The 23,685-nt window shown below is 35.3% G+C and carries 24 protein-coding genes and 1 pseudogene; 3 read left to right on the top strand and 22 right to left on the bottom strand.

From position 1 onward, the window contains the following. Nucleotides 1-52 precede the first annotated feature (52 nt). Nucleotides 53-823 (top strand): YqcI/YcgG family protein, encoded by a 771-nt coding sequence (locus FH508_RS08345; RefSeq protein ID WP_228134440.1) that lies wholly within the window; start codon nt 53-55, stop codon nt 821-823. Here FH508_RS08345 and FH508_RS08340 read toward each other — a convergent pair. The 6 genes from FH508_RS08340 to FH508_RS08315 all read right to left on the bottom strand — a co-directional run bounded on the left by FH508_RS08340 (nt 820) and on the right by FH508_RS08315 (nt 5,423). Next, a complete protein-coding gene (locus FH508_RS08340) occupies nt 820-2,145 on the bottom strand; it encodes an amino acid permease (protein ID WP_173478542.1) in 1,326 nt (441 codons plus the stop codon). The genes FH508_RS08345 and FH508_RS08340 overlap by 4 nt on opposite strands. Before the next feature lie 14 nt (nt 2,146-2,159). Beyond that, complete coding sequence (locus tag FH508_RS08335) at nt 2,160-3,098, bottom strand: arginine deiminase family protein (protein ID WP_173478541.1); 939 nt, start codon at nt 3,096-3,098, stop codon at nt 2,160-2,162. Between the two features lie 237 nt (nt 3,099-3,335). Continuing rightward, nucleotides 3,336-4,364, bottom strand: a complete 1,029-nt coding sequence (splB, locus tag FH508_RS08330) for a spore photoproduct lyase (RefSeq protein ID WP_173478540.1) — start codon at nt 4,362-4,364, stop codon at nt 3,336-3,338. A 12-nt stretch (nt 4,365-4,376) separates the two neighbouring features. Beyond that, the gene (locus FH508_RS08325; RefSeq protein WP_173478539.1) at nt 4,377-4,598 is read right to left on the bottom strand and encodes a transcriptional regulator SplA domain-containing protein; all 222 of its coding nucleotides are present in this window, start codon (nt 4,596-4,598) and stop codon (nt 4,377-4,379) included. 105 nt (nt 4,599-4,703) lie between these two features. Beyond that, nucleotides 4,704-5,093, bottom strand: a complete 390-nt coding sequence (locus FH508_RS08320; RefSeq protein ID WP_173478538.1) for a helix-turn-helix domain-containing protein — start codon at nt 5,091-5,093, stop codon at nt 4,704-4,706. 9 nt (nt 5,094-5,102) lie between these two features. Then, a complete protein-coding gene (locus FH508_RS08315; protein WP_228134439.1) occupies nt 5,103-5,423 on the bottom strand; it encodes a hypothetical protein in 321 nt (106 codons plus the stop codon). 239 nt (nt 5,424-5,662) lie between these two features. On the opposite strand from FH508_RS08315, the gene FH508_RS08310 reads away from it, so the two are divergent. Continuing rightward, on the top strand, nt 5,663-6,196 hold the full coding sequence (locus tag FH508_RS08310; RefSeq protein ID WP_173478536.1) for an ECF transporter S component: 534 nt from the start codon (nt 5,663-5,665) through the stop codon (nt 6,194-6,196). Nucleotides 6,197-6,554: 358 nt separating this feature from the next. Here the strand turns inward: FH508_RS08310 and FH508_RS08305 are convergent, their stop codons facing one another. The 8 genes from FH508_RS08305 to FH508_RS08270 all read right to left on the bottom strand — a co-directional run bounded on the left by FH508_RS08305 (nt 6,555) and on the right by FH508_RS08270 (nt 15,378). Further along, nucleotides 6,555-7,064, bottom strand: a complete 510-nt coding sequence (locus FH508_RS08305) for a QueT transporter family protein (protein ID WP_228134438.1) — start codon at nt 7,062-7,064, stop codon at nt 6,555-6,557. 152 nt (nt 7,065-7,216) lie between these two features. Continuing rightward, nucleotides 7,217-7,972 carry a 3-oxoacyl-ACP reductase gene (locus tag FH508_RS08300; RefSeq protein ID WP_173478535.1) on the bottom strand — a complete coding sequence of 252 codons (756 nt, stop codon included), beginning with the start codon at nt 7,970-7,972 and terminating at the stop codon, nt 7,217-7,219. Between the two features lie 132 nt (nt 7,973-8,104). Beyond that, nucleotides 8,105-8,326: a DUF2829 domain-containing protein gene (locus FH508_RS08295; protein WP_173478534.1), complete on the bottom strand. Its 222-nt coding sequence runs from the start codon at nt 8,324-8,326 to the stop codon at nt 8,105-8,107. Between the two features lie 272 nt (nt 8,327-8,598). After that, on the bottom strand, nt 8,599-10,086 hold the full coding sequence (locus FH508_RS08290; RefSeq protein ID WP_173478533.1) for a malate:quinone oxidoreductase: 1,488 nt from the start codon (nt 10,084-10,086) through the stop codon (nt 8,599-8,601). A 1,098-nt stretch (nt 10,087-11,184) separates the two neighbouring features. Continuing rightward, a complete protein-coding gene (locus FH508_RS08285) occupies nt 11,185-11,949 on the bottom strand; it encodes a PHP domain-containing protein (RefSeq protein WP_173478532.1) in 765 nt (254 codons plus the stop codon). Between the two features lie 22 nt (nt 11,950-11,971). Beyond that, a complete protein-coding gene (locus FH508_RS08280) occupies nt 11,972-12,790 on the bottom strand; it encodes an energy-coupling factor transporter transmembrane component T family protein (protein ID WP_173478531.1) in 819 nt (272 codons plus the stop codon). Continuing rightward, on the bottom strand, nt 12,777-14,513 hold the full coding sequence (locus tag FH508_RS08275) for an ABC transporter ATP-binding protein (protein WP_173478530.1): 1,737 nt from the start codon (nt 14,511-14,513) through the stop codon (nt 12,777-12,779). The genes FH508_RS08280 and FH508_RS08275 overlap by 14 nt, the downstream gene beginning before the upstream one ends. Beyond that, on the bottom strand, nt 14,506-15,378 hold the full coding sequence (locus FH508_RS08270; RefSeq protein WP_173478529.1) for a DUF8171 family membrane protein: 873 nt from the start codon (nt 15,376-15,378) through the stop codon (nt 14,506-14,508). Before FH508_RS08270 ends, FH508_RS08275 begins: the two co-directional genes overlap by 8 nt. A gap of 168 nt (nt 15,379-15,546) precedes the next feature. On the opposite strand from FH508_RS08270, the gene FH508_RS08265 reads away from it, so the two are divergent. Continuing rightward, nucleotides 15,547-16,380 carry a MurR/RpiR family transcriptional regulator gene (locus tag FH508_RS08265; RefSeq protein WP_173478528.1) on the top strand — a complete coding sequence of 278 codons (834 nt, stop codon included), beginning with the start codon at nt 15,547-15,549 and terminating at the stop codon, nt 16,378-16,380. 92 nt (nt 16,381-16,472) lie between these two features. Here the strand turns inward: FH508_RS08265 and FH508_RS08260 are convergent, their stop codons facing one another. The 8 genes and pseudogenes from FH508_RS08260 to ribB form a co-directional block, all read right to left on the bottom strand. Next, nucleotides 16,473-16,739: a cold-shock protein gene (locus tag FH508_RS08260; protein WP_173478527.1), complete on the bottom strand. Its 267-nt coding sequence runs from the start codon at nt 16,737-16,739 to the stop codon at nt 16,473-16,475. Between the two features lie 128 nt (nt 16,740-16,867). After that, a complete protein-coding gene (locus tag FH508_RS08255; protein ID WP_173478526.1) occupies nt 16,868-17,425 on the bottom strand; it encodes a histidine phosphatase family protein in 558 nt (185 codons plus the stop codon). A 191-nt stretch (nt 17,426-17,616) separates the two neighbouring features. After that, nucleotides 17,617-18,924 (bottom strand): Spo0B domain-containing protein, encoded by a 1,308-nt coding sequence (locus FH508_RS08250; protein WP_173478525.1) that lies wholly within the window; start codon nt 18,922-18,924, stop codon nt 17,617-17,619. Nucleotides 18,925-19,243: 319 nt separating this feature from the next. After that, nucleotides 19,244-20,278 (bottom strand): C45 family autoproteolytic acyltransferase/hydrolase, encoded by a 1,035-nt coding sequence (locus FH508_RS08245; RefSeq protein ID WP_173478524.1) that lies wholly within the window; start codon nt 20,276-20,278, stop codon nt 19,244-19,246. 223 nt (nt 20,279-20,501) lie between these two features. Beyond that, nucleotides 20,502-20,729 (bottom strand): DUF1540 domain-containing protein, encoded by a 228-nt coding sequence (locus FH508_RS08240; protein ID WP_173478523.1) that lies wholly within the window; start codon nt 20,727-20,729, stop codon nt 20,502-20,504. 247 nt (nt 20,730-20,976) lie between these two features. Then, nucleotides 20,977-22,431: a spore germination protein gene (locus FH508_RS08235; protein ID WP_228134508.1), complete on the bottom strand. Its 1,455-nt coding sequence runs from the start codon at nt 22,429-22,431 to the stop codon at nt 20,977-20,979. Between the two features lie 129 nt (nt 22,432-22,560). Beyond that, complete coding sequence (gene ribE / locus FH508_RS08230) at nt 22,561-23,028, bottom strand: 6,7-dimethyl-8-ribityllumazine synthase (protein WP_173478521.1); 468 nt, start codon at nt 23,026-23,028, stop codon at nt 22,561-22,563. Between the two features lie 52 nt (nt 23,029-23,080). Continuing rightward, nucleotides 23,081-23,674 (bottom strand): annotated as a pseudogene (ribB, locus tag FH508_RS08225) (3,4-dihydroxy-2-butanone-4-phosphate synthase); the annotation flags it as partial. Nucleotides 23,675-23,685: the final 11 nt, after the last annotated feature.

The following is a 23,685-nucleotide window of genomic DNA, read 5'->3' as shown; positions in this document are numbered from 1 at the left end:
CCGATTAGCCCTCCCTTTAATAGTCTAATGATGTATAAAGGAGATGACTCATGTGGGAGCAGTTGTAGATAAAAAATGGCTTGATCAGCATTTAACTTCCCTACCATTATGGCAACAGAATGCATTTAAAGATTTTTCTACAATGATTGCAGATGAAGCGAATACCTTTCCCTGTATTCCTGCCAGAACAGGTTTCTTATCGAATCAACTTCGCTTCAGCTTTATCGGAGATCCCCGAGAGTTACAATCAGCTAAAGCGTTAGCAGATTGCTTAAAGGAATATGGACAGTGCGCTCGATCTGCTGGCAAATATACTTCACATGCTATTTTCTTTGAAACGCCACAGGATATGCTGGAAAATTATGAGGTAGAGGATTATAGAGCCCTATTTTGGACAGTGTTAAACAACATTACCGCATTTGATGAGAAAGAATGGCCTACAGAAATTCCCTCCGATCCATCTGTTCATACATGGGAATTTTGTTTTAATGGCGAGCCTTATTTTGTATTTTGTGCAACCCCTGCCCACAAACTTCGAAAAAGTCGCCATTTTGCAACATTGCTTATGGCCTTTCAGCCACGCTGGGTATTTGAGGACATTAATGATACAACTGTATTAGGTCAAAAATTAAAAAGGCTAATAAGAAAGCGCATCGATTTGTATGACGAAGTCCCTGGTCATCCAGACTTAAAATGGTACGGGCAAAAGGACAATCATGAATGGAAACAATATTTTTTAAGCGATGATGAGCATAGTCCATCAAAATGTCCCTTTTTACGGGGGCATCTTCCATTAACTTTTTCAAAACAGAGAAATAATTAAACGGAGCTTTTGTTGCTCCGTTTTTTCATAACAATAAATGTCGCAACAGCAATGATGACGATAAAAAGCAGGCTTATGTAAAAACCGAATCTGCTTGTTTTATCACCTAATGTACCCGAAACTGTAACAGCTATAAGTAGCATCCCAACTACATTTTTTACATGTTGCCACTTCGTTAATGTCATAAGCTTTGCATAAGTGACCAAAATAAAAAGCCAATTGTAAATTAACATTAAACCTGCTGCTGTTATTAAATATTCAAAAATCTTTTCAGGAATTAGGAACCCTATCACAATCGTCATTATTAAACCAATTGTTAAAAAAAGAAATGCTGGGAATGGCACTTTCAGTTTTCCTTTTTTCGCTAATAGTGCAGGGGCATCATGATCTTCCGCTAAAGCCGTTAATATCGTAACTACTGCATATAAAGAAGCTACCATGGTCGAAAATCCAGCAATAATTAAAATGCCTGTTATTATATCTGCTACATATGGTAAGTGAAAATCTGCAAGAGCTGTAATGAACGGGCTTTCATCTATTATGAATGTTTCCCACTGTACTAATGCAAGCGCACCTACGAGTGCAATGACGTAGATTGTAGTCAACATCACAATCATCACTTTTCCAGCTTTCGGTGCCTGCTGTGGATCTTTTAAATCAATGACTAAGAGGCCCATCACTTCTATACCGCCAAAAGCAAAAAATGCATACAGTAGACCAAGCCATATCCCCTTTATCCCTTCAGAAAAGAAGCTTTGAAAGTTCGCTATTAAAGCATCTACTTGCTTAGGTTCACTATTTATCCCTTTTATTAGTAGGATGACAGCCACTACGATAAACATCACGACAGCAGCTGCCTTCATCGCCCCAAATATATTTTGAAACTTTTCAAAGCCTTTCATTCCAGTAAGTAATATAAGCAAGCCAAGTGCGCCGAATCCAGCTGCAGTCATCCATAGCGGTAATGCAGGAAACCAAAATTGAGTAAAAATCCCCAATGCCATTAATTGACTTGCCATAATTAATATTTCCGAAATCAAATATACCCACCCATTACTAAAACCAGCCCAATTGCCAAATGCTTGTTTAGCATAAGTACGAAATGATCCTTTATCTGGATTGGCAACAGACATTTTCACAAGTGCATCATAAACAAGGTACGTTCCAATGGCTGCTAATATAAATGGAATTAAAATAGCAGGTCCACTTTTAGCAATTGCCATACTTGTACCTAGAAAAAAACCTGTCCCTAATGTACAACCGACACCTAATAAGGACAACTGCCACCAAGACATTTGGCCTTTGCTAGTTTTAGACTCCATTGCGATCACCTCTCTTACAATTTCCGCACCAATGGTAAGGTCATACAGCGAATACCACCGCCGCCTTTTTCAAGTTCTGTCACTTCGATTTCCACTATATTTTTCTTTTGTAATAGTGGATGGTTTTTAAATTGCTGTTTTGTAGCTTTTTTACTAACTAACAATGTCTCAGGATTTAAATTTAAAAAATTAATATCAGGAATCGTATTATATTTTTCTAACCAATAGACCTCAAAGCCATGACGATTAAAAAATTGCTCTGCCATATCAAAGCGAGTTGAACATGCGGTCATCACATACACAGGAAAATATCGCATAAAGCTTTTGGCTATCACAACATCTTCGTTTGCAACATTACAATTCATATCTAAGTGGAGTGTGTCAGAGCTTCTAGGCAAATCAATAATGCCAATTTCAGTAAAACCAGCTTCAAATAGTTTTTCCTTCACACGATCCACACCTTGTTTCGATGTCCGAACGCCAATATTGATAAGTACTGCATCCTTATTCAACACCATCACATCTCCAAACTCTAATACATCGCCAGTTTCCTTTGATGCCTGAAAGTTTTTAGGAAACCACTTTTCAAGTAATGCATGAGCATGTCCATATTCAGGGCGTCTAATAGAACTACCTGCTTCGCCTGGCAGCATTTCATTGCCAAATACACATGCGAGATCACGCACAAAATAACGATTTAGAAGCTGTTCGCTTAGTTGCTTCGCTTCCCCTTGCAGTTCCGTTGAGTAATCAATTACTTTCACACCCGCATGTTGTAAAGTACCTTTTAGCTCCATAAAGTTCTCCATTGCTCGTGCATTTAAAACAGGTGCGCTCCATTGTACGTTTTCAGCTGTTTTTAAATCTGGCACATCTAAGCAAGAAGGCGCACAAAGCATAACAGCCGTAAGCTCTCCATGCTCTGACCAACAACTCGGTTGTATTGAATACATCGTGTTTTCTCCCCTTTTCTTTACTATTACTGTTAGCCTTACCGTCAACTTTCAGATTATACGAAGCAACGTTAACAAAAAAAACACACCATAAACAATGGTGTGCCAAAGTGTAGACAACACAAAAAAATTAAACAATAACAGTTGATTTTACAGCATGTGGAGGCTTCCTCGGCTATCGTGCCGCCCCACTCTGTGCTGTTTCCGCACAAGGTTGTTTCCGCAAAGTAGTGTGCTTTACGTAAAATATTCTAGCTTCGCATTTGGGAAAAATTTCTTCATGTAACCATAAAGATGTTCTTTAATGTCTTCCTCTTCCTCTTTTTGATAAATATATTTGCCAATTCCATATTTGCCCCACTTGTACCTTCTAGCTGTTTCATCCAATTCTAATTTCGTCATTGGATAATTTTTTTCAATAACTCTTTTCGCGGGCTTTGTAAAACGGTGCTGAATAAATTCAAAGGTAATATCATCCCGTACATCTTGCGGTAATTCAGCATCAAGACGTTCAAACATATGATAGTAGCCTTCCTCCCAGCCTTCATGAAGATAAATTGGAGCGACAATAAAGCCGAGCGGATATCCCGCCCTCGCTACTTTTCCAGCCGCTTCAATACGTAAGTCTAATGGAGATGTACCTGGCTCAAAGTTTTTTATGACATAATCCGCATTTACACTAAAACGAAACCTCGTCCTACCATTATGCTTAGCATCTAACAAATGGTCGACATAATGGAATTTCGTTACAAATCGCAACAACCCATGTTCACTTTGTCCAAAATGCTCAATGGCTCTTTTCAATGTATGTGTTAAATGATCAATCCCTACAATATCTGACGTACAAGATGCTTCAAATCGCGTTATTTCAGGAGCTCGTTCTGCGATATAGTGATCTGCTGCCTCCAGAATTTCATCGACATTCACATAAGTACGAATATATGGTTTACTGCCCATCGTTGTTTGTAAATAACAATAATGACAGTGCCCCATACATCCAGTTGCGAACGGTATAGCATATTCAGCTGACGGTTTAGATGTATCAAATTTGAGTGTCTTTCGTATCCCAACAACGAGCGTTGACTTAGCTATACGATATTTTTGCAAATCATTGTCACCTGGGAGATTCCGCACCTGATTATGAGAAGTCGTATAACGGATTTCCACACCAAGCTTCTCAAATTTCTCTTTTAATTCTTTTCCTAATGGATAATCCAGCGCATCAGGCTCAAAATAAACGAGCTGAGGAGTAAATGGTTTTCTCATTCTCTACCTCCATTAATGAAAATATTGATGATACGCTTGCTCCGCATCCATTTCACTTTTAAAAATGACAAAGTCATTCGTTAATGGATAATACGTCTCAAATAGAAATAACGCTAATTCATTTGGATTTTCTGGATTATTCACGACTGCAGCCTCCTGTATATTCGTTACATCTTGAATATGTGGATTGCGATAAAAAATATAAACAATATCTCCTGCATTATAAGTTTGCATGTACGTTCTCCTCCCAAAACATTTCATTTAGTTTGGCTTAAGTAGGAGGAAATTATGTTAGTCTTTTGCAAGCATCATTTTCAAATCGCAGAGCAGAGTATCCTTCTACATTTCATTCTTTTCTAAGAGCTGCTCCAGTTTACTGTTGGCACGCTCTAATACTTGTTTTATTTGTACAATCTCTTTTTCTTTTTGAACAATTTGTTCATATTTATTTTGAAATAATCTTTTTAATTGTAGAAGATTGTCGATTTCTACTTTGGTCAATTTATTATGTTGATTCGTATTTTCAGTCCATTCGAAGAGCAATTTAATTTCCTGAAGTAAAAAACCAGATTGTTTGAGCTTAAGGATTATACTAATAATCTCGATGTGATGCTCATTATACTTACGATGATTATTTTTTATTTCGGGTTGTAATAGATTTATTTTTTCATAATAACGAATTGTATCCTTACTAATACCAGTACAGATTGCAAATTCACTTATTTTCATGGTTTCCTCCTAGTATTTTATAAATTTAGAAACTAATAATAGAAGTATACAATGGAAGATGAAGCGAATGATATGGTGACTGTATCTAAGCTTATTATTTGTTAATTGACCTTCTATAATAGCTAATAGATGAAACATCATAAATTCAAAAATTAGTATTTTAAGTATCCATTCTTTGTATGGAATCCATATTGTTAAGAGAATACTAGTGGATAATAGGACGAAGAATAATGTTCTCAATTGATATCCTTTCTCTTTCCACTGCATTAAAGCTGCAAGTCCTGTTAATATTGCATATGCCTCAATTAATCCGTACGTAATCATAATCATTGGATCACCCCATTCTTTTTGTCCTTTCACTTTAAAAGGTGGAGTTTACTCCATGTCAACAATTATTATTATTTAAATTCCCGTAAAAGCTGACCACTATGTTTTTTACAAAATTGATACTTTTAAATAGGCCAAGCCTTTGCTAAGGTTATCCTAGCATGCAGCATTGATTTACAAAGTACAGTTTTGCGCAACTATTCTTTGAGATTTATAAAGCAAAATAAGGAAGGTTTACAACTATGCAAAAAACAATAAACTATTCACATGCACGAACTTTTGATCTTATTCTATCCGCAATGTTAATTGCACTTGTGTTCGTGGCAACACTCACATTAAATATTAAACTACCTATTAAAGCGAATGGTGGATTAGTTCATCTTGGGACAGGCATGCTCTTTACGGCATCTATTCTTTTTGGTTCAAAAAAAGGAGCGATTGCAGGTGCAATTGGCATGGGTTTATTTGACGTCGTTTCTGGCTGGATGTTGTGGGCACCTATTACATTTGTGGCTCGTGGCTTGCAGGGCTATATCGTAGGAAAAATCGCTTGGTCGAACGGACGCAATGGACATAGTATTGCCTTCAATCTTTTTGCAATGATTATTTCAGTTCCATTCATGATAGCTGTTTATTATGTTGGTGAAGCTATTTTATATGCCAACTGGGTTGCACCGTTGACATCGATTCCTGGAGACTTAGTACAAAATATTCTCGGGATGATTGTAGCAATACCAGTTTGTATTTTATTGAAAAAAACACCGATTTTTAAATAAAATCTTGATTGTTGTCTATCGACGATTTCTACCGACTTATCAGCGAATCAATTACTACGACAAAAGGGATTAAGAATAGAAATCTTAATCCCTTTTGTTATTTTTATTGTAAAAAAGGGGTTCTTACTTTCTTCTTGCCACACTCTTCGAAACAGCACAAAACGTAAGACGCAACAAACCCCGCGCTAGCGAGGGTTGCGGCTTACGATGTGCCCGCGGAAAGCGCCCGCCCGTAGCGGAAATCAACGGCAGTAGTCATCACCTATATTAGTTTTAAATAAAAAAAACTATAGACAAATTCAAATAACTTCGAGTTTGTCTATAGTCTGAAACACACTCGCTTTCACGAGTGTGTTTTTTATTTTGAAAGATCTATTTTTTTATTTAATAAGTGAATCGTCACACCGCCGACAGTCATTGATAATAACTCACCGACTCCAACGGTAAACCAAGTCGCCCAAAATGGTAAATCATATAGAATGGTTAATTGGCCTGCCACAGTGAACATCGATAAGGCAAAAATCAATGTTGTAATCACCATTTTCCAACTATCACTTTTAATATTTTTCGTTACTGATCGACAAAGAATTAATACTAGAAATGTTGCAATACCACCTATAGGTACATCAAGTATCCAAGTCGGTGACATAAAATTTGCTACGATAACGCCTAGTGTTACTGCTACTACGTAACGTTTATTGTACAGTGCCAAATAGTTGAACATTTCTGATAGACGTAGTTGGACTGCACCAAAGCTAATAACTGACAATACTACAGTTACAGCCACATACAAGGCTGCGACCATTGCTACCTTTGTAAGTTCCCTTACAGAAGTACGCGATGAATCTTTTACAATAGATGTATTCAATTTACATTCTCCTTTGTAAAATAGCAATCTGCTATTTTAGTACTAACTACGACCAAAGGAAGAGAGCAAGTTGCCCTAACTGAAGTGTCGTAGTGTAAGCTATTTTTTGCTTACTTGCGTATTATAGCAAAAGAATGTTAGATTGACCAACACTATTTCGCAATCCATCCGCCATCTATCGGTATCACAGATCCGTGCATATAATCAGCTGAATGACTCGCCAAGAAAAGCGTTAAATTGGCAACTTCACTTGGTTGTGCCCATCGACCTGCAGGTGTTTCATCAGCAACCCATTTTGCCATTGCACCATCGCCTTCAAAATCAGCTTTAGTCATTGGAGTTTGAATAGCACCTGGCGCAATGGCATTGGCACGTATCCCTTCACGGCAATAGTCTAAATCAAGTTGTTTCGTGTAGCCTACAATTGCATGTTTAGATGCTGTATATGCCGCACCTCCCCCACCTGCAATAAGCCCTGCAATTGACGCCATATTAACAATAATGCCAGCTTTTCGTTTTAACATATGGGGTAATATCGTATTTGTCACAAGAAAAGTACCTTTTACATTCGTATTCATAATCTTGTCCCATAGTGCCTCATCCGTATCAAGCGTTTTGGCAAAATCATCTAAGATGCCAGCAGTATTTAGTAAAATATCCACTTCTTTAAAAATCCCTAGTGCTTTTTCAACTGCTAGTTCTACATCATGTTTTTTACATACACTACCTATCATATAAGCAAAACATTGAGGGTATTGCTTGTATAAATTCAATAACCCTTGCTCCTCCATATCAAAACCGAAAACATTAGCCCCATTTTCTAAAAAAGCAATGGCTTGAGCTTGGCCAATACCTGAAGCGGCACCTGTTATAAAAACGGTTTTGCCACTATATTCTTCAAACTTCATAACATCTCTCCTCTATAAAAAGCAATCATTAATAGGCATAACTTCTAAGCTATTAGGAAATTACCTTGACATCAAAAAAATAGCATACTAAGTAACACCTAGCATACTATTTTATCTTTACCCACAGGTAATTTAGTTTACGATTTTCCAGTCTTCCGCTAATAAATCACAGACAGTTGGTGTGAACATCGTGTAGCCTTCACCGCGTACATTGATTAAAAAATAGGGGTTTAAATTTACACCCTCATGCTCGCTTTGTCCAACGAGCTTCACATATAATTCAGCACCGCCCCAACCTTCACGGATTACTTTGTCGCCCGCTTTTAAACGCGGTAATACTTCTTCAAATGTCATATAAATTCATCCTTTTTCACAATCTTTTCAAACTTTCCTTACAAAAAAGTATACTGGATAATTATTTTGTTTACAACTATAGCTAGTTCATTTATACTTTTCATTCTAACTACTTTTTTTACCTTTAATGTGAGTCTCTTGATATAAAAAATAAAATGGTCACTAAAATCGAGGGGCGGCTACCCCTTTTATTTCAAAGCATTTTACTTGCCCTTTCCAACAAAAAAGAACCTTCAATCCAAGATGGATCAAAGGTTCCTATTTTTTAATGACTAGTTTTTGTTTAGACCAAGTGTCTGCGCTGTTGAAGCATGAACTTCTTCAAGTAGCTCAGGGTTTTGTAGTAATGAGATACCGTATGAAGGAATCATTTCCTTTAATTTTGGCTCCCAATCTTTTGCTTGTTGTGGGAAGCATTTTTTGATAACTTCTAGCATAACGTGAACGGCAGTCGATGCACCTGGTGATGCACCTAATAAAGCAGCGATTGAACCGTCTGCAGCACTTACTACTTCAGTACCGAATTGTAATGTTCCTTTACCGCCTGCTTCAGTATCTTTAATAACTTGTACACGTTGACCAGCAACTACAATATCCCAATCCTCACTTTTAGCAGTTGGGATAAACTCACGTAACTCTTCCATACGTTGATCTTTTGATAATAGAAGTTGTTGGATCAGGTATTTTGTTAATGACATTTCTTTAACCCCTGCCGCCAATAATGTTGTAATATTATGCGGTTTTACAGAAGCAATTAAATCCATGTTGGAACCTGTTTTCAAGAACTTTGGTGAGAAACCAGCGAATGGTCCAAATAATAATGATTTTTTATTATCGATAAAGCGAGTGTCTAAATGTGGAACAGACATTGGTGGCGCACCAACAGCAGCTTTACCGTATACTTTTGCATGATGTTGTTCAACAATTTCTTGATTTTTACATACCATAAATAATCCACTGATAGGGAACCCACCAATGTGTTTACCTTCAGGAATGCCTGATTTTTGTAGTAGCTCTAAGCTTCCTCCGCCAGCTCCAAGGAAGACGAATTTTGCTGTATGATACTCCATTTTACAACCATCTTTGTCATGCACTTTTAATTCCCATAAACCGTCTTTTGTACGTTTAATGCTTTCGACACTATGGTTGTAGTTGATATCAACATCTTTTTGTTTTAGGTGGTCAAATAAAATACGTGTTAGAGCACCGAAGTTTACGTCTGTACCAGTGTCAATTTTTGTAGCGGCAATGGCCTCATTTGCTGGACGGTCTTGCATAATAAGAGGAATCCATTCCATTAGTTTTTCTGGGTTATCAGAAAATTCCATTCCTTTGAAAAGAGGATTATTTGACATTGTTTCATAACGTTTTTTCAAATACTCAACATTTTTTTCGCCTCTTACCATACTCATATGTGGTAATGGCATAATAAAGTCTTGCGGATTTTGGATAAGCTTGTTTTTTACAAGATAAGACCAAAACTGCATCGAAACCTGGAACTGTTCATTAACATTAATCGCTTTGCTAATATCGATAGTCCCGTCTGGTTTTTCAGAAGTGTAGTTTAGCTCGCACAGTGCTGCGTGCCCTGTTCCTGCATTATTCCATTCATTAGAGCTTTCCTCACCGGCGTTTGAAAGTTTTTCAAACACAGTAATATTCCAGTCCGGTGCTAATTCTTTGAGCATCGTCCCCAAAGTCGCACTCATAATTCCGGCACCAATTAAGATGACGTCTGATTTAGTTACTCTGTTACTCATTTTTACCATCCTTATATTTTAAGATTTGCAGAAATGATGTAGGTGTAAACTAGTTACACACCTTTTCTGTATCAACTATAAACTTACAATAGTCTATCACAACTAATTAAAGAATAAAATATCTACTACAATATTATAGTAATAAACTAATCAAAAAGTAGTAAAAAGTGCGAAGTCAGCTTTTAAAGTTCTTTGTATAAACTAAAACTAAGCTATTGCCAATGTTTCCAAATGTATCACGATGGGTTGCCAATACATACATTATGTGTGCTAGTAGTCATCTTATTGAAAATAACATTAAATGAAGACATTTTAGTATGCTACTACTAAAATAAATTATCCATCGCTTTATAGATGTTAAACACTTCTTCGCTTCGCTTATTTAAAAAGCCCTAGAACTTTTAGTCTAATAGCTCGTAATCGACTCTATTTTACATCATTCACTAACATTCACAAGGTACCTTTAAACTAATTTTCGACTTTTTCGGCAGAATGTTTCATACGCTAAAATATGTATAGTACGCAGAGGCACTAATTTTTAAGCGGAAAAATTACGTCCATTAATACATAACAAAATAGCAAAAGCTTTTGACATTATTTATTTTGCTAGGCAAGAAATAAGAGGTTTTTCGTCACCTTCCTCCTTAGCTACTGTATACGCTTTCATCAAATCTATCAAGAGTTAAAGCTTCGATTTTATAATTTTCCTCCTTTTCATTCAGCGAATTTTTCACCTTAATACTATTCAATTTATTTTCATGTTGTTATATAACACCATCTGCACGACATAAATTTTACCATATAACAATCGAAATTATTAGAATATTTTATTTTTTAAAAATTAGGCAAAGCTTTTGCTGTATACACGTATTCCTAAATAATTTCTACTTAAGTCAATTTATCTACTTAATTTTTACCATTTGTTCTTCCAATGCCAAAAAGGTAGGTCACCAATATATTAGGTGACTTACCCTTTTAATTTTAGTAAATCTGTTTTATAACGAAATTTTACTTCCTTTTATGTTTTAGTTAACACAAGGTAATACAGACACAATTTCACAGCAAAAGCGAAATGTTATGATTTCTAATTTTTTTATTTTATATAGTAGCTGATTCCATCATTTTTTTCTCAATTGCTTTTTGTTCTGTGGCATTCAGGACTTTTTCAGGTAAATTGTTAGAAATTCGAATAGTATAACGACCATCTAATATAATTTTCTTTAAGTCCGTTATTGTATGGCAGTCTTGCTCTAGTTCGTTGTAGATACAGCCATACTGTAAAAGATGATGTGTATCACTTCCACCTATAACTGGTTTATTGTATGTTTTAGCAAATTGATAAACAAGGTGCGAATTTTCTTCAATGCCCATTGAATATAAATCTTTACCATTTAAATCGAACGCATCCAGCTTATTTAATAAAGTTGGATCAAGATGATACAACGGCGTACTTTTACGATACGGATGTGCGCCAATTATTAATAGCTCGTATTGTGCGACAAGTTCAAGTAACTGCGCAAACTTAATAAAGCTATCTTTGGCTATATATGGTTCTAACTTTGTACGTATTTCGCGAATGATAGCTCGGTCGGCCACAATTAAAATATGCCCCACCTCTTGAATATCTACTTCCATCCCAGGGAAAATTCTCACATTGTCTACTAAGTAGTAATTTTGAATATATGGATAAACCTCATCAAGTGTGTTATAGACATCAAAAAAATTACGTGTATTAAAATGTTCTGTTAAAGCGAAGCCAGAAAGACCATTTTCTTGCGCTGATTTCACCATGTTTCTAAAATAATCTAATGAAAACTCAACTTTTTTTGAAAGCTTACCATGTGTGTGAAAATCGAAATTCATCTAAATGCACATCCTTTTTAGTTTAATAGTAAATTCCTAATGTAAAACTACACCCAATATAAAATATTGAGAAAACAATAAATAGGTAATCATTGCGCTTGAAAGTAAAGTAAGCTGTCTTCAGCTTTTTTACTTCTGTATTATTTGTAGCATGACTAAATCCTTTTGTTTCTAGTGCTTCAATAGTGGTTCTTGAACGCTTTGCCCCATTTAAAATAAGTGGATAAAATGATAAAACTAAGATTTTCATATAGTAGAACCCCATGCGCCAATATAAAAAACCCGTTTTTTCAGGTGCCTTGCCTCGTAATCGATACGACAAAATCACTTTATGAAATTCTTCCATTAAAGTAGGTAAAATGCGATAGCAATAAGACACACTAAACGAGACTTGAACAGGAACCCCTAAACGTATTAATGCATCACTAAACTTTTCAGGATCTAAACTCGTGAACACAGCTACGCTTGCTAATGATATAATTGCAAGCTTAATTGTCAGCCAAAACATTGGTTCGATTGATGCTAATTCTCCACCAAAAAATAAAGAGATAATAAATAATACAGCTATTTCACTAACTAACCCGACAAATAAAATGATTAATATAAGTGGGCTTACGCGTGCTAAAATCGTCATTCCTACCATAAACAATAAAAAGCAAACTAATATCATTTCGTTATGGATAAACCATGGGACAATCGCGAAAAATAAATACCAGAAAACAAGTGTCCTTGGATCCAATCGACCTAAATAAGTGTCACCACTACCATAGGCTGTTTTTAATAGTTCTCCTTTTACATATTCCAATGAAAGCTTTTCAGATATGCTATTAAATATATTCATAAGCTTTATCCTCACTTTCTATTATGGTGAACTGTTGGCAAAAGTCTTCAACCGTATAAACTGGTTCAGGTAAACCCAGTTTCATACTCAGTTCTACTATTTGTGGCATCATTAGCCCAGCTTTTTGTAACACCAATTGATTATGGAAAATATCTTGACGATTCCCATCAGCAATAATTTCACCGTTATGCATTACGATAATTCTCGTCGCCCATTCTGACACTAACTGCATATCATGGGTAGCAATAATAACGGTTTTGACATGTTCTTTTAATGTTTCTAACATATGAACAACATGCTTTTTCGTAGCAATATCTAAATTGGCTGTTGGCTCATCTAGTAAAATAACACTAGGTTGCATAGCGGCACCAATTGCCAAAGATACTCTCCTTTTTTGACCACCACTTAATAGCCTCGCATCCCTTTCCTTTAAATCAGTAAGTGCGAAATCTTTTAAGATTGTTTCAACTAAGACTTCGTAATCTTTCACTTTTCTAGCCTTTAAGAAAAGCTCAATCTCCCTTTTTACTGAATCCTCAATAAACATCTCCTCTGGATTTTGATAAACATATGATACATATTTACCTAATCTTTCAGGAGTCGCATTCGTTGTTGATGTATTTAAAACGGTTACTTGACCTTTATGTGGTTTCACAATACCTGCTATTAGTTTGATTAATGAAGATTTACCAGCACCATTATTGCCAACAATCGCTATCCGCTCTCCCTCAAAAAAAGTAGTATTAATATTATTTAACACTTGTTTTTTCTGCTTTTTTAAATTGCGAAATTGTAAAGAGACGTGTTCCATATTAACGATTGCTTTCTTATCTTGTTTTAAATGGATTTCTGATTTATTGGCTCTTGATGTGTTAGTGATTTTCGAAAATGTATTAAAATGTGCAATTCCTTCTTCTAACGTTATTGGTAGCTCTGGAGCCATTCCTCCCTCGCCTACCATCAACCTCGCAGCTTGTGTAATTTGTGGTGGGTATATGTTATGACTAACTAATTCATCAACTTTGGATAAAGCTATCTTGACAGGCTCTTTCCATAAGATACGGCCCATATCCATTAACACAACTGATTGACAATATTCAACTATCAGTTCTGCATGATGCTCAATTACAATAATTGTCATCCCGAATTGTTCATTTAATTTTTTCAGCACTCGATACACTTCTTCGGCATGCTGTGGATCTAACTGTGCAACTGGTTCATCGACGATTAATATTTTAGGTTTCATAGCGAGAACACCTGCAATCGCTAATAAATGCTTTTGTCCCCCACTCAATTCCCAAATAAATTCATTTGCGATAGCAGTTAACCCTGTTACATCTAGAGCCCATCGTCCTCTTTCTTTATAATCCGCTAAGCCATAATTCAACGGCACAAATGACGCATCATCTAGAACAGTTGGCCGCATAATTTGATTCTCAAAATCTTGGTATACATACCCTATATCTTGTGATAACTCTGCAACTGAAAATTGCGATGTATCACGATTTCCGACAGTTACTTTCCCTTCAAAATCACCAACATAAAATTTAGGAATAAGTCCGTTAAATGTTTTACATAATGTCGTTTTACCTGAGCCATTCCCTCCAATAATTGCTACAAATTCGCCTTCATTTACAGTGAGGTTGGCGTTATTTAAAACTTTATCTTCAGCGCCAGGGTATGTGAAAGACACATCTTCAACTTGAATAATAGGCTTAACCAAGGTTTTCAAGCTCCTTTGTATTACGTTTTGATTTAGAACGCATTATGGCAACGACAAAGAATGTTACAAATATGGACAAAGCAATTGGTACCCAAATAAACCAATTACCGAAAGTAGCTAAAAAGTCAGGCTCCCATTCACCAAATGCCCACTCTGTTTCAGATAAAAATTCGGCAATTATAGCAGTAACAGCAAGAATGACGGAGACAACGACTAATTTAGGTGTCACAATGGCTCCTATTGTATAGGTCATATTTTTGTTACGAGGTTTCATCCCTAGCAACGGTTCAATTTTGCCATACAAGCGCGGTACCAAATATAAAGTTGGTAATAGTGCGAATAAAATCCCTGAGAATAAAAGGTCATTTAAAAGTGAGACACCTTCAATAATGACGATACTTTCTGCTAAACCTGAAACAGCCTCAAATTCATCTACACCAACCCATACTTTCCCAATATCTACAATCGTACCTAATAAGTGATGGACTAGAAGCCCCGCCATGACGGCAAATGTAACTTGTCTACGGTTTAAAGGATTACGCACTAAAACGCCTGCAATATACATACCTAACGAAAAGGTAATAAATTTTTCTACTTCTCCAATACCACCAAATTGTCCGAGCATTAATTCACCAAAAATAATTTCCCCTAGTGAAGCTCCAATCGCAGCATAAAAAGGATGGAACAAAATACACAACGTTAATGGAATAAAAGCAAAATATTCTACAGATAACTCAATAAACCCTAATTGTAGTGAGGGAATTAATTCTGTAAACATGTTTGATAAACCGTAAAGTGACATTGATAACACGAATACCATCATTTTTTGTGATTGCGTTAATTGATACGGGCGCTGAATTGACATTTTTTCTACCTCCTTCTATTAATAATCCCAATATATAGGAGTACTGTTAACGGAATATGGATCCATTGCAAAGGTTATGTAAATATTTTTTCAATTTTATTTATTATGAAAAATAATTTTCATTTCAAAGAAAATATGTTTAAATGGAAGAAAGATTGGAGGCGTAAAATGGAGCAAAAACTTTTTGAGGATCAACATTTAACACCAAATGAAAAGACAATCGCAGATTTTATTGCAAAAATGGGTATGACCGTATTAACGTATACGGAAGATGAAATTGCCAAGTCACTACAAATAAGCAATGCTACTGTTTCACGTTTTTGGCGTAAAATAGGCTTTAAAAACTTTAAAGATTATAAAAACAACTATAAAGAAACGATGGATATTTCACCTGCAAACAAGTTAGGTAATATTATGGAACAAGTTAGTTCAACAACTATACATGCGCAAATGATGACAATGAGTGTAAAGCATTTAGAGCTCACACTAGCTCAATATAATGCTGAAGATTTTCAGAAAGCGGTACAGTCCATCGTCAAGGCGAAAACAATTTATATTTATAGCCCAGGCCCATCAGAAGGTTTAGGAAACTTATTAAATTATCGATTATCTCGCTTTGGATTCAATATTCAGGTGTTGCCAAAAAGCGGACACGAAATATATGAATCTATGTTGCATTTCGGCTATGGGGACGTATTATTCATGTTTGGGTTTGTGAAGCTCCATCCCGAATCTCGTGTTTTACTCGAACATGCAAAAAAACTTAATATGAAATCTATCGTTATAACGGATAGCATAGTATCGGATTTCAATATGCTCGCAGATCTACTACTATTTGCAAGTCGCGGCGAACTTTGGGAGTTCCATTCTATGATGGCACCAACATTTCTTATCGAAAATATTATTATCGCTGTCGGTAAAGAAACGGCTGAACAATCAATGATGAAATTAGAAATGTTGGATTCAATAAGGAAAGAATATAAAGATTTGTTACCACGTTAACTGAACGTTTCAAATGCGAGTACTGACTAAATGCCATTTTAGAAAAATCCTTACAGAAAAAACGTTCATCCGGTTTGTGGATGAACGCTTTTTTATTTATTACTAATTCCCTTTTCATCAAACAGGATTTCAACATTTTCAGCAACTTGCTTTTGATCAGTAGAATTGGGCTTTTCAATTAAATCAAAGGACACTTTTTGCCCTTGTTTAAGAAATCTATAGCCGTCAGGAAATTGTTCTTTATTTGATAAAATCGAGCTAAAGTGAACAAAAACATGATTTCCATCTTCACCATTCAGCATTATACGACCATACCCCTTTTCTTCTTTAAACCATTTAACAATTCCCTCTCGTTTCATATTTTATCAACCACCTATTTTTAAATTCACTTATTTACCTTCATTTTATAAAAAAAGCAAGGAGCTAGTAAAAACCTTTCCAAAAATTCAGGCGTATATATAATCTTTTTACATAAATTTTTCACTACCTATTTATAAAGAGGATTTCCTAAAGTCGCTAAATCGGCTAATGGGATCTGTTTTACAATTTCATAGCCGTTCCCTTCACCTTTAGGCTTTACAATAACCATTCCCATATTCGAAATTTTCCCTAGTCCAATCCCACTTGGAAAGCTATGCGCTATAATAACTTGATTTGTGCCATGGGGCGGTATTTTTTCTAGTTGAGATTGGCTATTCTTCAAAATTTGCTGCTGCTCTATAGAGGATATATTCCCTCCTAGTTTATTAATTTCAAACCAAAAAGGATTAATTTGAATATACATTGCTGGAAATGCAAGCTGCGCTGTCTCAACTGTTCTACACATTGGGCTAGCAATAATGGGCGAATTAATTGGGATTTGCCAATAACGAAGCATTTGTCCAAAGTAAACGGCTTCTCTCCGACCGTAGTCTGATAAATTTCGTTGCGTATAACAGTATTGAAAATTAAAATATGGCTGGTCTTTACCAACTGTTGCTTCTCCATGTCTCACATATAAATTGTAGCCTCCTGCTCTCAGTAAATTAAGAATTGGCTGTTCCAACTTCTTTTCCTCCTATCCTACGTTAAAGATTTACTGCTAATATATGACTTACATAGTTCATTACATGAGAATATTCATAACCTGTAAATTTACTCCAAAACAAAAAGCCCCCTACTTTATATAGGGAGCTAAACCAGATGTTTATGAGGCTCTATTCTTGCAGTACATGCACTTATCTGCACTACTTCATTTTACTTTAAAGGGATAATTACAGTCGCTGTCGTTTCTAATTCTGATGTCGATTGTATAGAGATGTTACCATTATATTTTTTGACAACTTCTTTCACGATAAATAACCCTTGCCCTCTAATTTTACCGAATTCAGGTTTTTTTGTTGTAAAGCCTTGTTTATATATTTGAGCTGGCTCAGATATTGCCGGTCCTGTATTTATAATTTCAAAAACATACTTCAATTCATCGGCGTGACAACAAATGGTCATTTTACGTTCATTCTCTGGCAATTCGGTTGTGGCATCAATGGCGTTATCGATTAAATTCGATAGTAACTTAATTAGATCCGTTGTTTTAATCTTATTAAAAGCATTTTGTGAAACGGATATATCCATCTCAATATTATGATTTTGGGCTGCAAGCTTTTTCGTTTGCAACAAGATGGAAAGCCCAGGATGATTAATATTTAATTTTAGTGATTTAATGGCCTGTACATCTTTAGATAATGATGATAAATATTGCTTTGCTTGCTCTTGCTCCCCTAATTGCAGAAGCCCATGTAAAACTTGTATATGGTTAGTAAAGTCATGTCGCAATGAAGATACAGAGGTAATTAACGCTTTTATTTCAGCTTGATATGTATCTTCAGTTACACCTACTTCTTTTGTTACTTCTTTTTGATACCATCTTTGTAAAAAGAAGAAAGAAGCAATAACGATTAAAATAAACAGTCCATTGTAAATAAACATAAGTAAATTATTTTCTAGAACTTTACCTTTAATGCCATTAACTTTATCAGCACCTATATCAATGCCGAGATAGCCAATAATTTGTCCATTTTCATTCTTAATAGGAGCTCCTACAGAAAGATAATCACCATGATTAGGATCCTCAATTACATTCGTAACATACGTAGATCCTTGATATGCTTGCTTAATTTGCTTTTCAGGCACAGTGCAAATTTGTCCTATTTCAAACCCTTCTGTGTAGTGATCTGGCACACCAGCAATCAACGCTTTAGACACTTTAGGATTATCAATTTCTAATGTATACACAAATAAAGCACCCAGTTTTTCTCTTGCATCATTTAAGTAGCTTCTTAATTCCCAATAATCTTTGCTTTCCACAGGATTATTTAAAAATTGCTCATACTGCTTGATATCGATTGATGATGCAATAGATATTGCCGCTTCCAAACTTTGGTTAGCAATGGACTCTTCTACAGTTTTTTTCATCTTCACATAAGAAGTGACTACATTTAAGCTTGTGAACAGTGATAATAATACTGTCGCTAATACTAATATAAGTTTAATTTTTCGTTTTTTCATACAAACTGGTACTTCCTCATCTACTGTATTAAATAATTAACATATATGAATTTACTACTGTAACAAATAATTATACGATAACTGCAATAATATTATACTATAGTAATTTTCGTTTTTTCATAATTGTTTTTAAAAAAATCCTTAAAAATATAACTTTTATATAAGTCTATTTTTTAATACAATTTTAAATTATTATATTATAAAAAATAATTTTTCTTTCGAAAGTCGAAATAGCAATAAAACGAAGGGAGAATAGCCCAACAAAAGTTATGCCATTCCCCCCTATTATTCTATTAAATTATAAACTAAGCATGGCGAATTAGATAGCCAGAAGTATTTTTCCTTTTATCGTTGTCGGAAGAAGAAGGTTACCCCTAATAAATTGATGTAGTGAAAACGTATGTGGTTCGCTATTTTCGCCAATCCCCACAATGACTTCAAGTTGATTTGGTGAGTATACGACTGTGTGTAATGTACCAAAGTATTGTTTATATTGTTTAAAAAATAGTGGTGAATTTCCATCATTAAAATGATAAAAAGCAGATAAAGCAGTTGGGCATGCATTTGCTATAAAGCGATTGATATCGTGCTTGCGTTGTATCGAATTTTCAATATATGCTTTATTTTTCTCTTTCAATTTTTGCGATTCAAAATGATTTGTACAAGAAAATAAATGTTCTGCACAAACAATTTGCTCCGTTGGGGTAGCCTCTACCACAACCATTTTCCCACTTGTATCTGTCATAGAGTAGTTGTAGCAATAACGATGAGGGATTTTTTTTAGTTGTGAAATAGCTTCCTCAATATTTTTACACTTTTCCAGTAATATTCGAACAATCGTTGAGGCAAGAAAGCCCTCTCCTTCCCATTGATTATTTACAAAGTGAAGTCCTACAACGAGCCCTTTTTCATTCATTCCATCCAGCCTACCAATTATTTGCTGGCTAAATCCAACACTTGCATACCCTTCTGATGGATTAGAAAAAACGATTCTTGCATCATATAAAGAAGGGCTAAAATCATAATTTCTTACATAAAACTCATCATGCGCAAACGACGTACATCCCATTTCTGGAAATGTCATATTATATCCACTATACATTTTGATAATGGATTCATATGGCAGATCTAACCCCGAAGCTAAGCCTTTTATTTCCTGCAAAAGATTTGGCGAAACAACCTGTAATTCCTCTTGAGCCTTTTGTGCATTACAATTAGTTGATAAAGCAAGCAGTAGTTCCTCCTGCGCTAAATGAGCAGATTCTTGTATTTCCTTACTTTGTTGGAGACCTATATCATAAGCATCTCCTATTAATGAAACGACACGCACTTCTAATTCTTCGTATTTTTTCAATTTGCATACCTCCTATACTCCAATCGGATGTTCCTATTATCGTAATCCTTCAAGTAACTGGAAGGTCAAGAGGCATCGCTATCGAAATAAAAAAAAGTTGTCTTCCTTAGAAGAAGACAACTTTCAAAGTGACCAATTCATTAATTATAAGGTAAAGATAAATTATTTAAATATTGCCTTTAATTCTCTATTTACAATAATTTAAACAACCTATACCCATCATCTAGAGCTTTTCTTTTGCTTTAGATTTGAATGTTTTACAACACGTATCTGATGATTGACTTGCCGCCTCTTTAGACATCGACAACTCAAAATCAGAAGCAAACTCTGCATCATGTTTGTTATCGATACGTTTATCCATATCGATCGCTATCTTTTCTGCACCACAAAAATTACCTTTGGCATGGAAAACACAATTTGATACAGCACAGCTTACTTGAACATTCGGCATAACTATCCACCCCTTGTGATTGGTCTAGAAAAATATAGATACGTAAATCTAATCCATACTCTTCATTAAGTATTTTGTCCAATCCAAGCGTTTTTACAAGCAAAGCACGAAAATAACTTCATTTAATTGTTTAGTGTAAATCAAAAATAATGGGAATGTAGCTCAGTTTGATACACGCAACACAAAAGACGCAAAACTTACGTTTGAGCGTAGTTTGCGCCTTTTGTGTTGTGCTAAAAAATTATCGTTAATTTTTCCTCGAAGATGAACGAGTTTTATCTTGTGTTTGTAAAAATGCAGGCCTTTTACTATTTCCAATTGGAGCAAGACGTATTAATGATTTTTTAAAATCAGGCCAACTTAAATTGGCGACAATATTTAAGTATGGAACACTTAATACACGTATATTTGCCACATAAACAAGAATGAAGAACACGGCCATGAAGAAACCAAATAAGCCAAAAAAAGCAGCCATAAAGATAACAAATAAGCGGAAAATACTCATGGCAGTTACAAACGATTGATTAACTAGTGTATATGCCGAAATACTGGAAATGGCAATTACGACAATCATTGATGGACTGGTAATACCTGCCTTGATTGCTGCATCTCCAATAATTAAACCACCCACAACACTCATGGTTCCACTCAATAGAGATGGTAAGCGGAGACTTGCCTCGCGGAATATTTCAAACATAAATAACATAAGTAATATTTCCAATAAAGTAGGAAAAGGCAGTCCTGTTCTTGATTGCACAATGGTTGCTAAAACTAGTATTGGCAATTGCTCCTGATGGTAGGTCGATAAAGCCAACCAAAAACCTGGTGCAAGCATACTTATTAATATACCTACAATTCGCAGGAGGCGCTCAAGAGAGCTTACAAAAACAGGATATTCATTATCCTCCCCCGATTTAAAGAGTAAAAAAATATTAGCTGGGGTAATAATCGCATAGGATACCCCATCAACTAAAATAATAATACGGCCTCTACTTAATGCTTGTATTGCAAAATCAGGCCGACCAGTATAATCATGATGTGGCAAAATCTTTGCTGTATTTTCTACTCTCTCCATCAATATGTCGCCACTAAACACAACATCTGTATCTACTTTACGTAATTGCTTTCTAATTTCATCCACCATAGTTTTATCTGTAATGTCGTCCATATAGAGAACAGCGACTGTTGTTTGAGACCGCTTGCCAATTTCCATCGTCTCCACACAAAATGATTTAGTTGGTAGTCGCTTACGAATTAAAGCAATATTAATAAATACATCTTCTATAAAATTGTCTCTCGGCCCTTTTATAATTACTTCTTCTGCTGTTTCTGAAGGCACTCGATTCGGCTTTTTAGCAATTTTACTTGAAAATAAAATTTTCTCCTCTTCAAAGTAAAGTAATGCATAACCCGAAAACACACGACGAATAGCATCATCTGTATTTGATATTTTTTGGAAATTTGGAATGTGTAATTTATGTTTTAGCTGATCTTCTAGTGATGTTGGTGAGGCATCCTCGAAAAAAGCTTCAACTCGATCTATAATAACCTTATTCAATAAAAACGGATCGAACATCGCATCACATGTAATAAAATGTACGTTATGTTGGTGAAAGGAATATGATTGAAATTTTACGTCAGCAGAGAGTTTAAATAGTTCTTTTAACGTTTTTAATTCGAATTCTTGTTTCAATGATTGAATATTCCTCATCTCCCACTCACTAGATTCATACTAAAATTCCATAAACATATATTTCCCAATGCCCAATAAATTATGCAATATACTCGTGATCTTTCATGGAAATTTTAATACAACGGAATTTCAATCATTTTAACTAATTAGTTTCTGTAAGTTCGCCATTTCAATAGCTGAGATTGCTGCATCATAGCCTTTATTCCCTGATTTTGTTCCAGCTCGTTCCACTGCCTGTTCAATATTTTCGGTTGTGACAACACCAAAAATAACTGGTACATTTGTAGCAAGAGACACATTTGCTATGCCTTTTGCTGATTCGTTACAAACATAATCATAATGTGTTGTAGAGCCACGAATAACTGTACCTAAACCAATAATGGCATCATATTTTTTTGTTTCAGCTAATTGTTTTGCGATAAATGGAATTTCAAATGCACCTGGTACCCACGCAACATCAATTAACTCTTCGTCTACACCGTGACGCTTTAAGCCATCTAATGCGCCACTTAATAATTTACTTGTAATAAATTCATTGAATCGACCAACTACTACCGCTATTTTTAAATCATTGCCGATCAATTGTGCTTCAAATGTTTTTCCCATAATGAATTCTCCTCTTTTACACTGTAAGTGAATTTTTTCCTTGGATTTGTTGACGGCGATATGCTGCTAATGCATCAATCGATATCATTTTTAAGTCGTGTTTTTTTGCATATTTAACTAAATCATCGAAGCGTAACATTTCACCATCATCCCCCATAATTTCACAAATTACGCCCGCTTGTATGCTTTGGCAAAGCTTCGCTAAATCGATAGTAGCCTCAGTATGTCCTCTGCGTTCTAACACACCATTTTCCTTTGCTATCAGGGGAAATACATGACCAGGTCTACGAAAATCAGTCGCTTGCGCTTGTGACGCTAGCATTTTCTGAATCGTCAATGCACGTTCATAGGCGCTAATACCTGTTTTTGTATCTATATAATCAATACTTACGGTAAATGCCGTTTGATGATTGTCTGTATTATTTACGACCATTGGAGGCAATGCTAATTGTTGTGCAAGCTGCTGTGAAATCGGCGTACAAATAAGCCCTCTTCCATATGTAGCCATAAAATTTATCGTTTCTGGTGTCATAAACTCTGCAAGGGCAAGTAAATCCCCTTCATTTTCACGGTCTTCATCGTCCACGACAACAATCATTTTGCCTTGTTTTAAATCTGCAATTGCTTCTTCAATTGAATGTAGCAAAATTGCCACCT

This window comes from Lysinibacillus sp. CD3-6 (assembly GCF_006351725.2).
GTDB lineage: Bacteria > Bacillota > Bacilli > Bacillales_A > Planococcaceae > Lysinibacillus.
This window is presented reverse-complemented; position numbering and strand designations above follow the sequence as displayed.

Excerpts from the sequence above, each read along its gene's own strand:
- FH508_RS08340 (WP_173478542.1), bottom strand. The coding sequence starts at position 2,145 with ATGGAGTCTAAAACTAGCAAAGGCCAAATGTCTTGGTGGCAGTTGTCC.
- FH508_RS08335 (WP_173478541.1), bottom strand. The coding sequence starts at position 3,098 with ATGTATTCAATACAACCGAGTTGTTGGTCAGAGCATGGAGAGCTTACG.
- splB (WP_173478540.1), bottom strand. The coding sequence starts at position 4,364 with ATGAGAAAACCATTTACTCCTCAGCTCGTTTATTTTGAGCCTGATGCG.
- FH508_RS08325 (WP_173478539.1), bottom strand. The coding sequence starts at position 4,598 with ATGCAAACTTATAATGCAGGAGATATTGTTTATATTTTTTATCGCAAT.
- FH508_RS08320 (WP_173478538.1), bottom strand. The coding sequence starts at position 5,093 with ATGAAAATAAGTGAATTTGCAATCTGTACTGGTATTAGTAAGGATACA.
- FH508_RS08315 (WP_228134439.1), bottom strand. The coding sequence starts at position 5,423 with ATGATTATGATTACGTACGGATTAATTGAGGCATATGCAATATTAACA.
- FH508_RS08310 (WP_173478536.1), top strand. The coding sequence starts at position 5,663 with ATGCAAAAAACAATAAACTATTCACATGCACGAACTTTTGATCTTATT.
- FH508_RS08300 (WP_173478535.1), bottom strand. The coding sequence starts at position 7,972 with ATGAAGTTTGAAGAATATAGTGGCAAAACCGTTTTTATAACAGGTGCC.
- FH508_RS08295 (WP_173478534.1), bottom strand. The coding sequence starts at position 8,326 with ATGACATTTGAAGAAGTATTACCGCGTTTAAAAGCGGGCGACAAAGTA.
- FH508_RS08290 (WP_173478533.1), bottom strand. The coding sequence starts at position 10,086 with ATGAGTAACAGAGTAACTAAATCAGACGTCATCTTAATTGGTGCCGGA.
- FH508_RS08285 (WP_173478532.1), bottom strand. The coding sequence starts at position 11,949 with ATGAATTTCGATTTTCACACACATGGTAAGCTTTCAAAAAAAGTTGAG.
- FH508_RS08280 (WP_173478531.1), bottom strand. The coding sequence starts at position 12,790 with ATGAATATATTTAATAGCATATCTGAAAAGCTTTCATTGGAATATGTA.
- FH508_RS08270 (WP_173478529.1), bottom strand. The coding sequence starts at position 15,378 with ATGTCAATTCAGCGCCCGTATCAATTAACGCAATCACAAAAAATGATG.
- FH508_RS08265 (WP_173478528.1), top strand. The coding sequence starts at position 15,547 with ATGGAGCAAAAACTTTTTGAGGATCAACATTTAACACCAAATGAAAAG.
- FH508_RS08260 (WP_173478527.1), bottom strand. The coding sequence starts at position 16,739 with ATGAAACGAGAGGGAATTGTTAAATGGTTTAAAGAAGAAAAGGGGTAT.
- FH508_RS08250 (WP_173478525.1), bottom strand. The coding sequence starts at position 18,924 with ATGAAAAAACGAAAAATTAAACTTATATTAGTATTAGCGACAGTATTA.
- FH508_RS08240 (WP_173478523.1), bottom strand. The coding sequence starts at position 20,729 with ATGCCGAATGTTCAAGTAAGCTGTGCTGTATCAAATTGTGTTTTCCAT.
- ribE (WP_173478521.1), bottom strand. The coding sequence starts at position 23,028 with ATGGGAAAAACATTTGAAGCACAATTGATCGGCAATGATTTAAAAATA.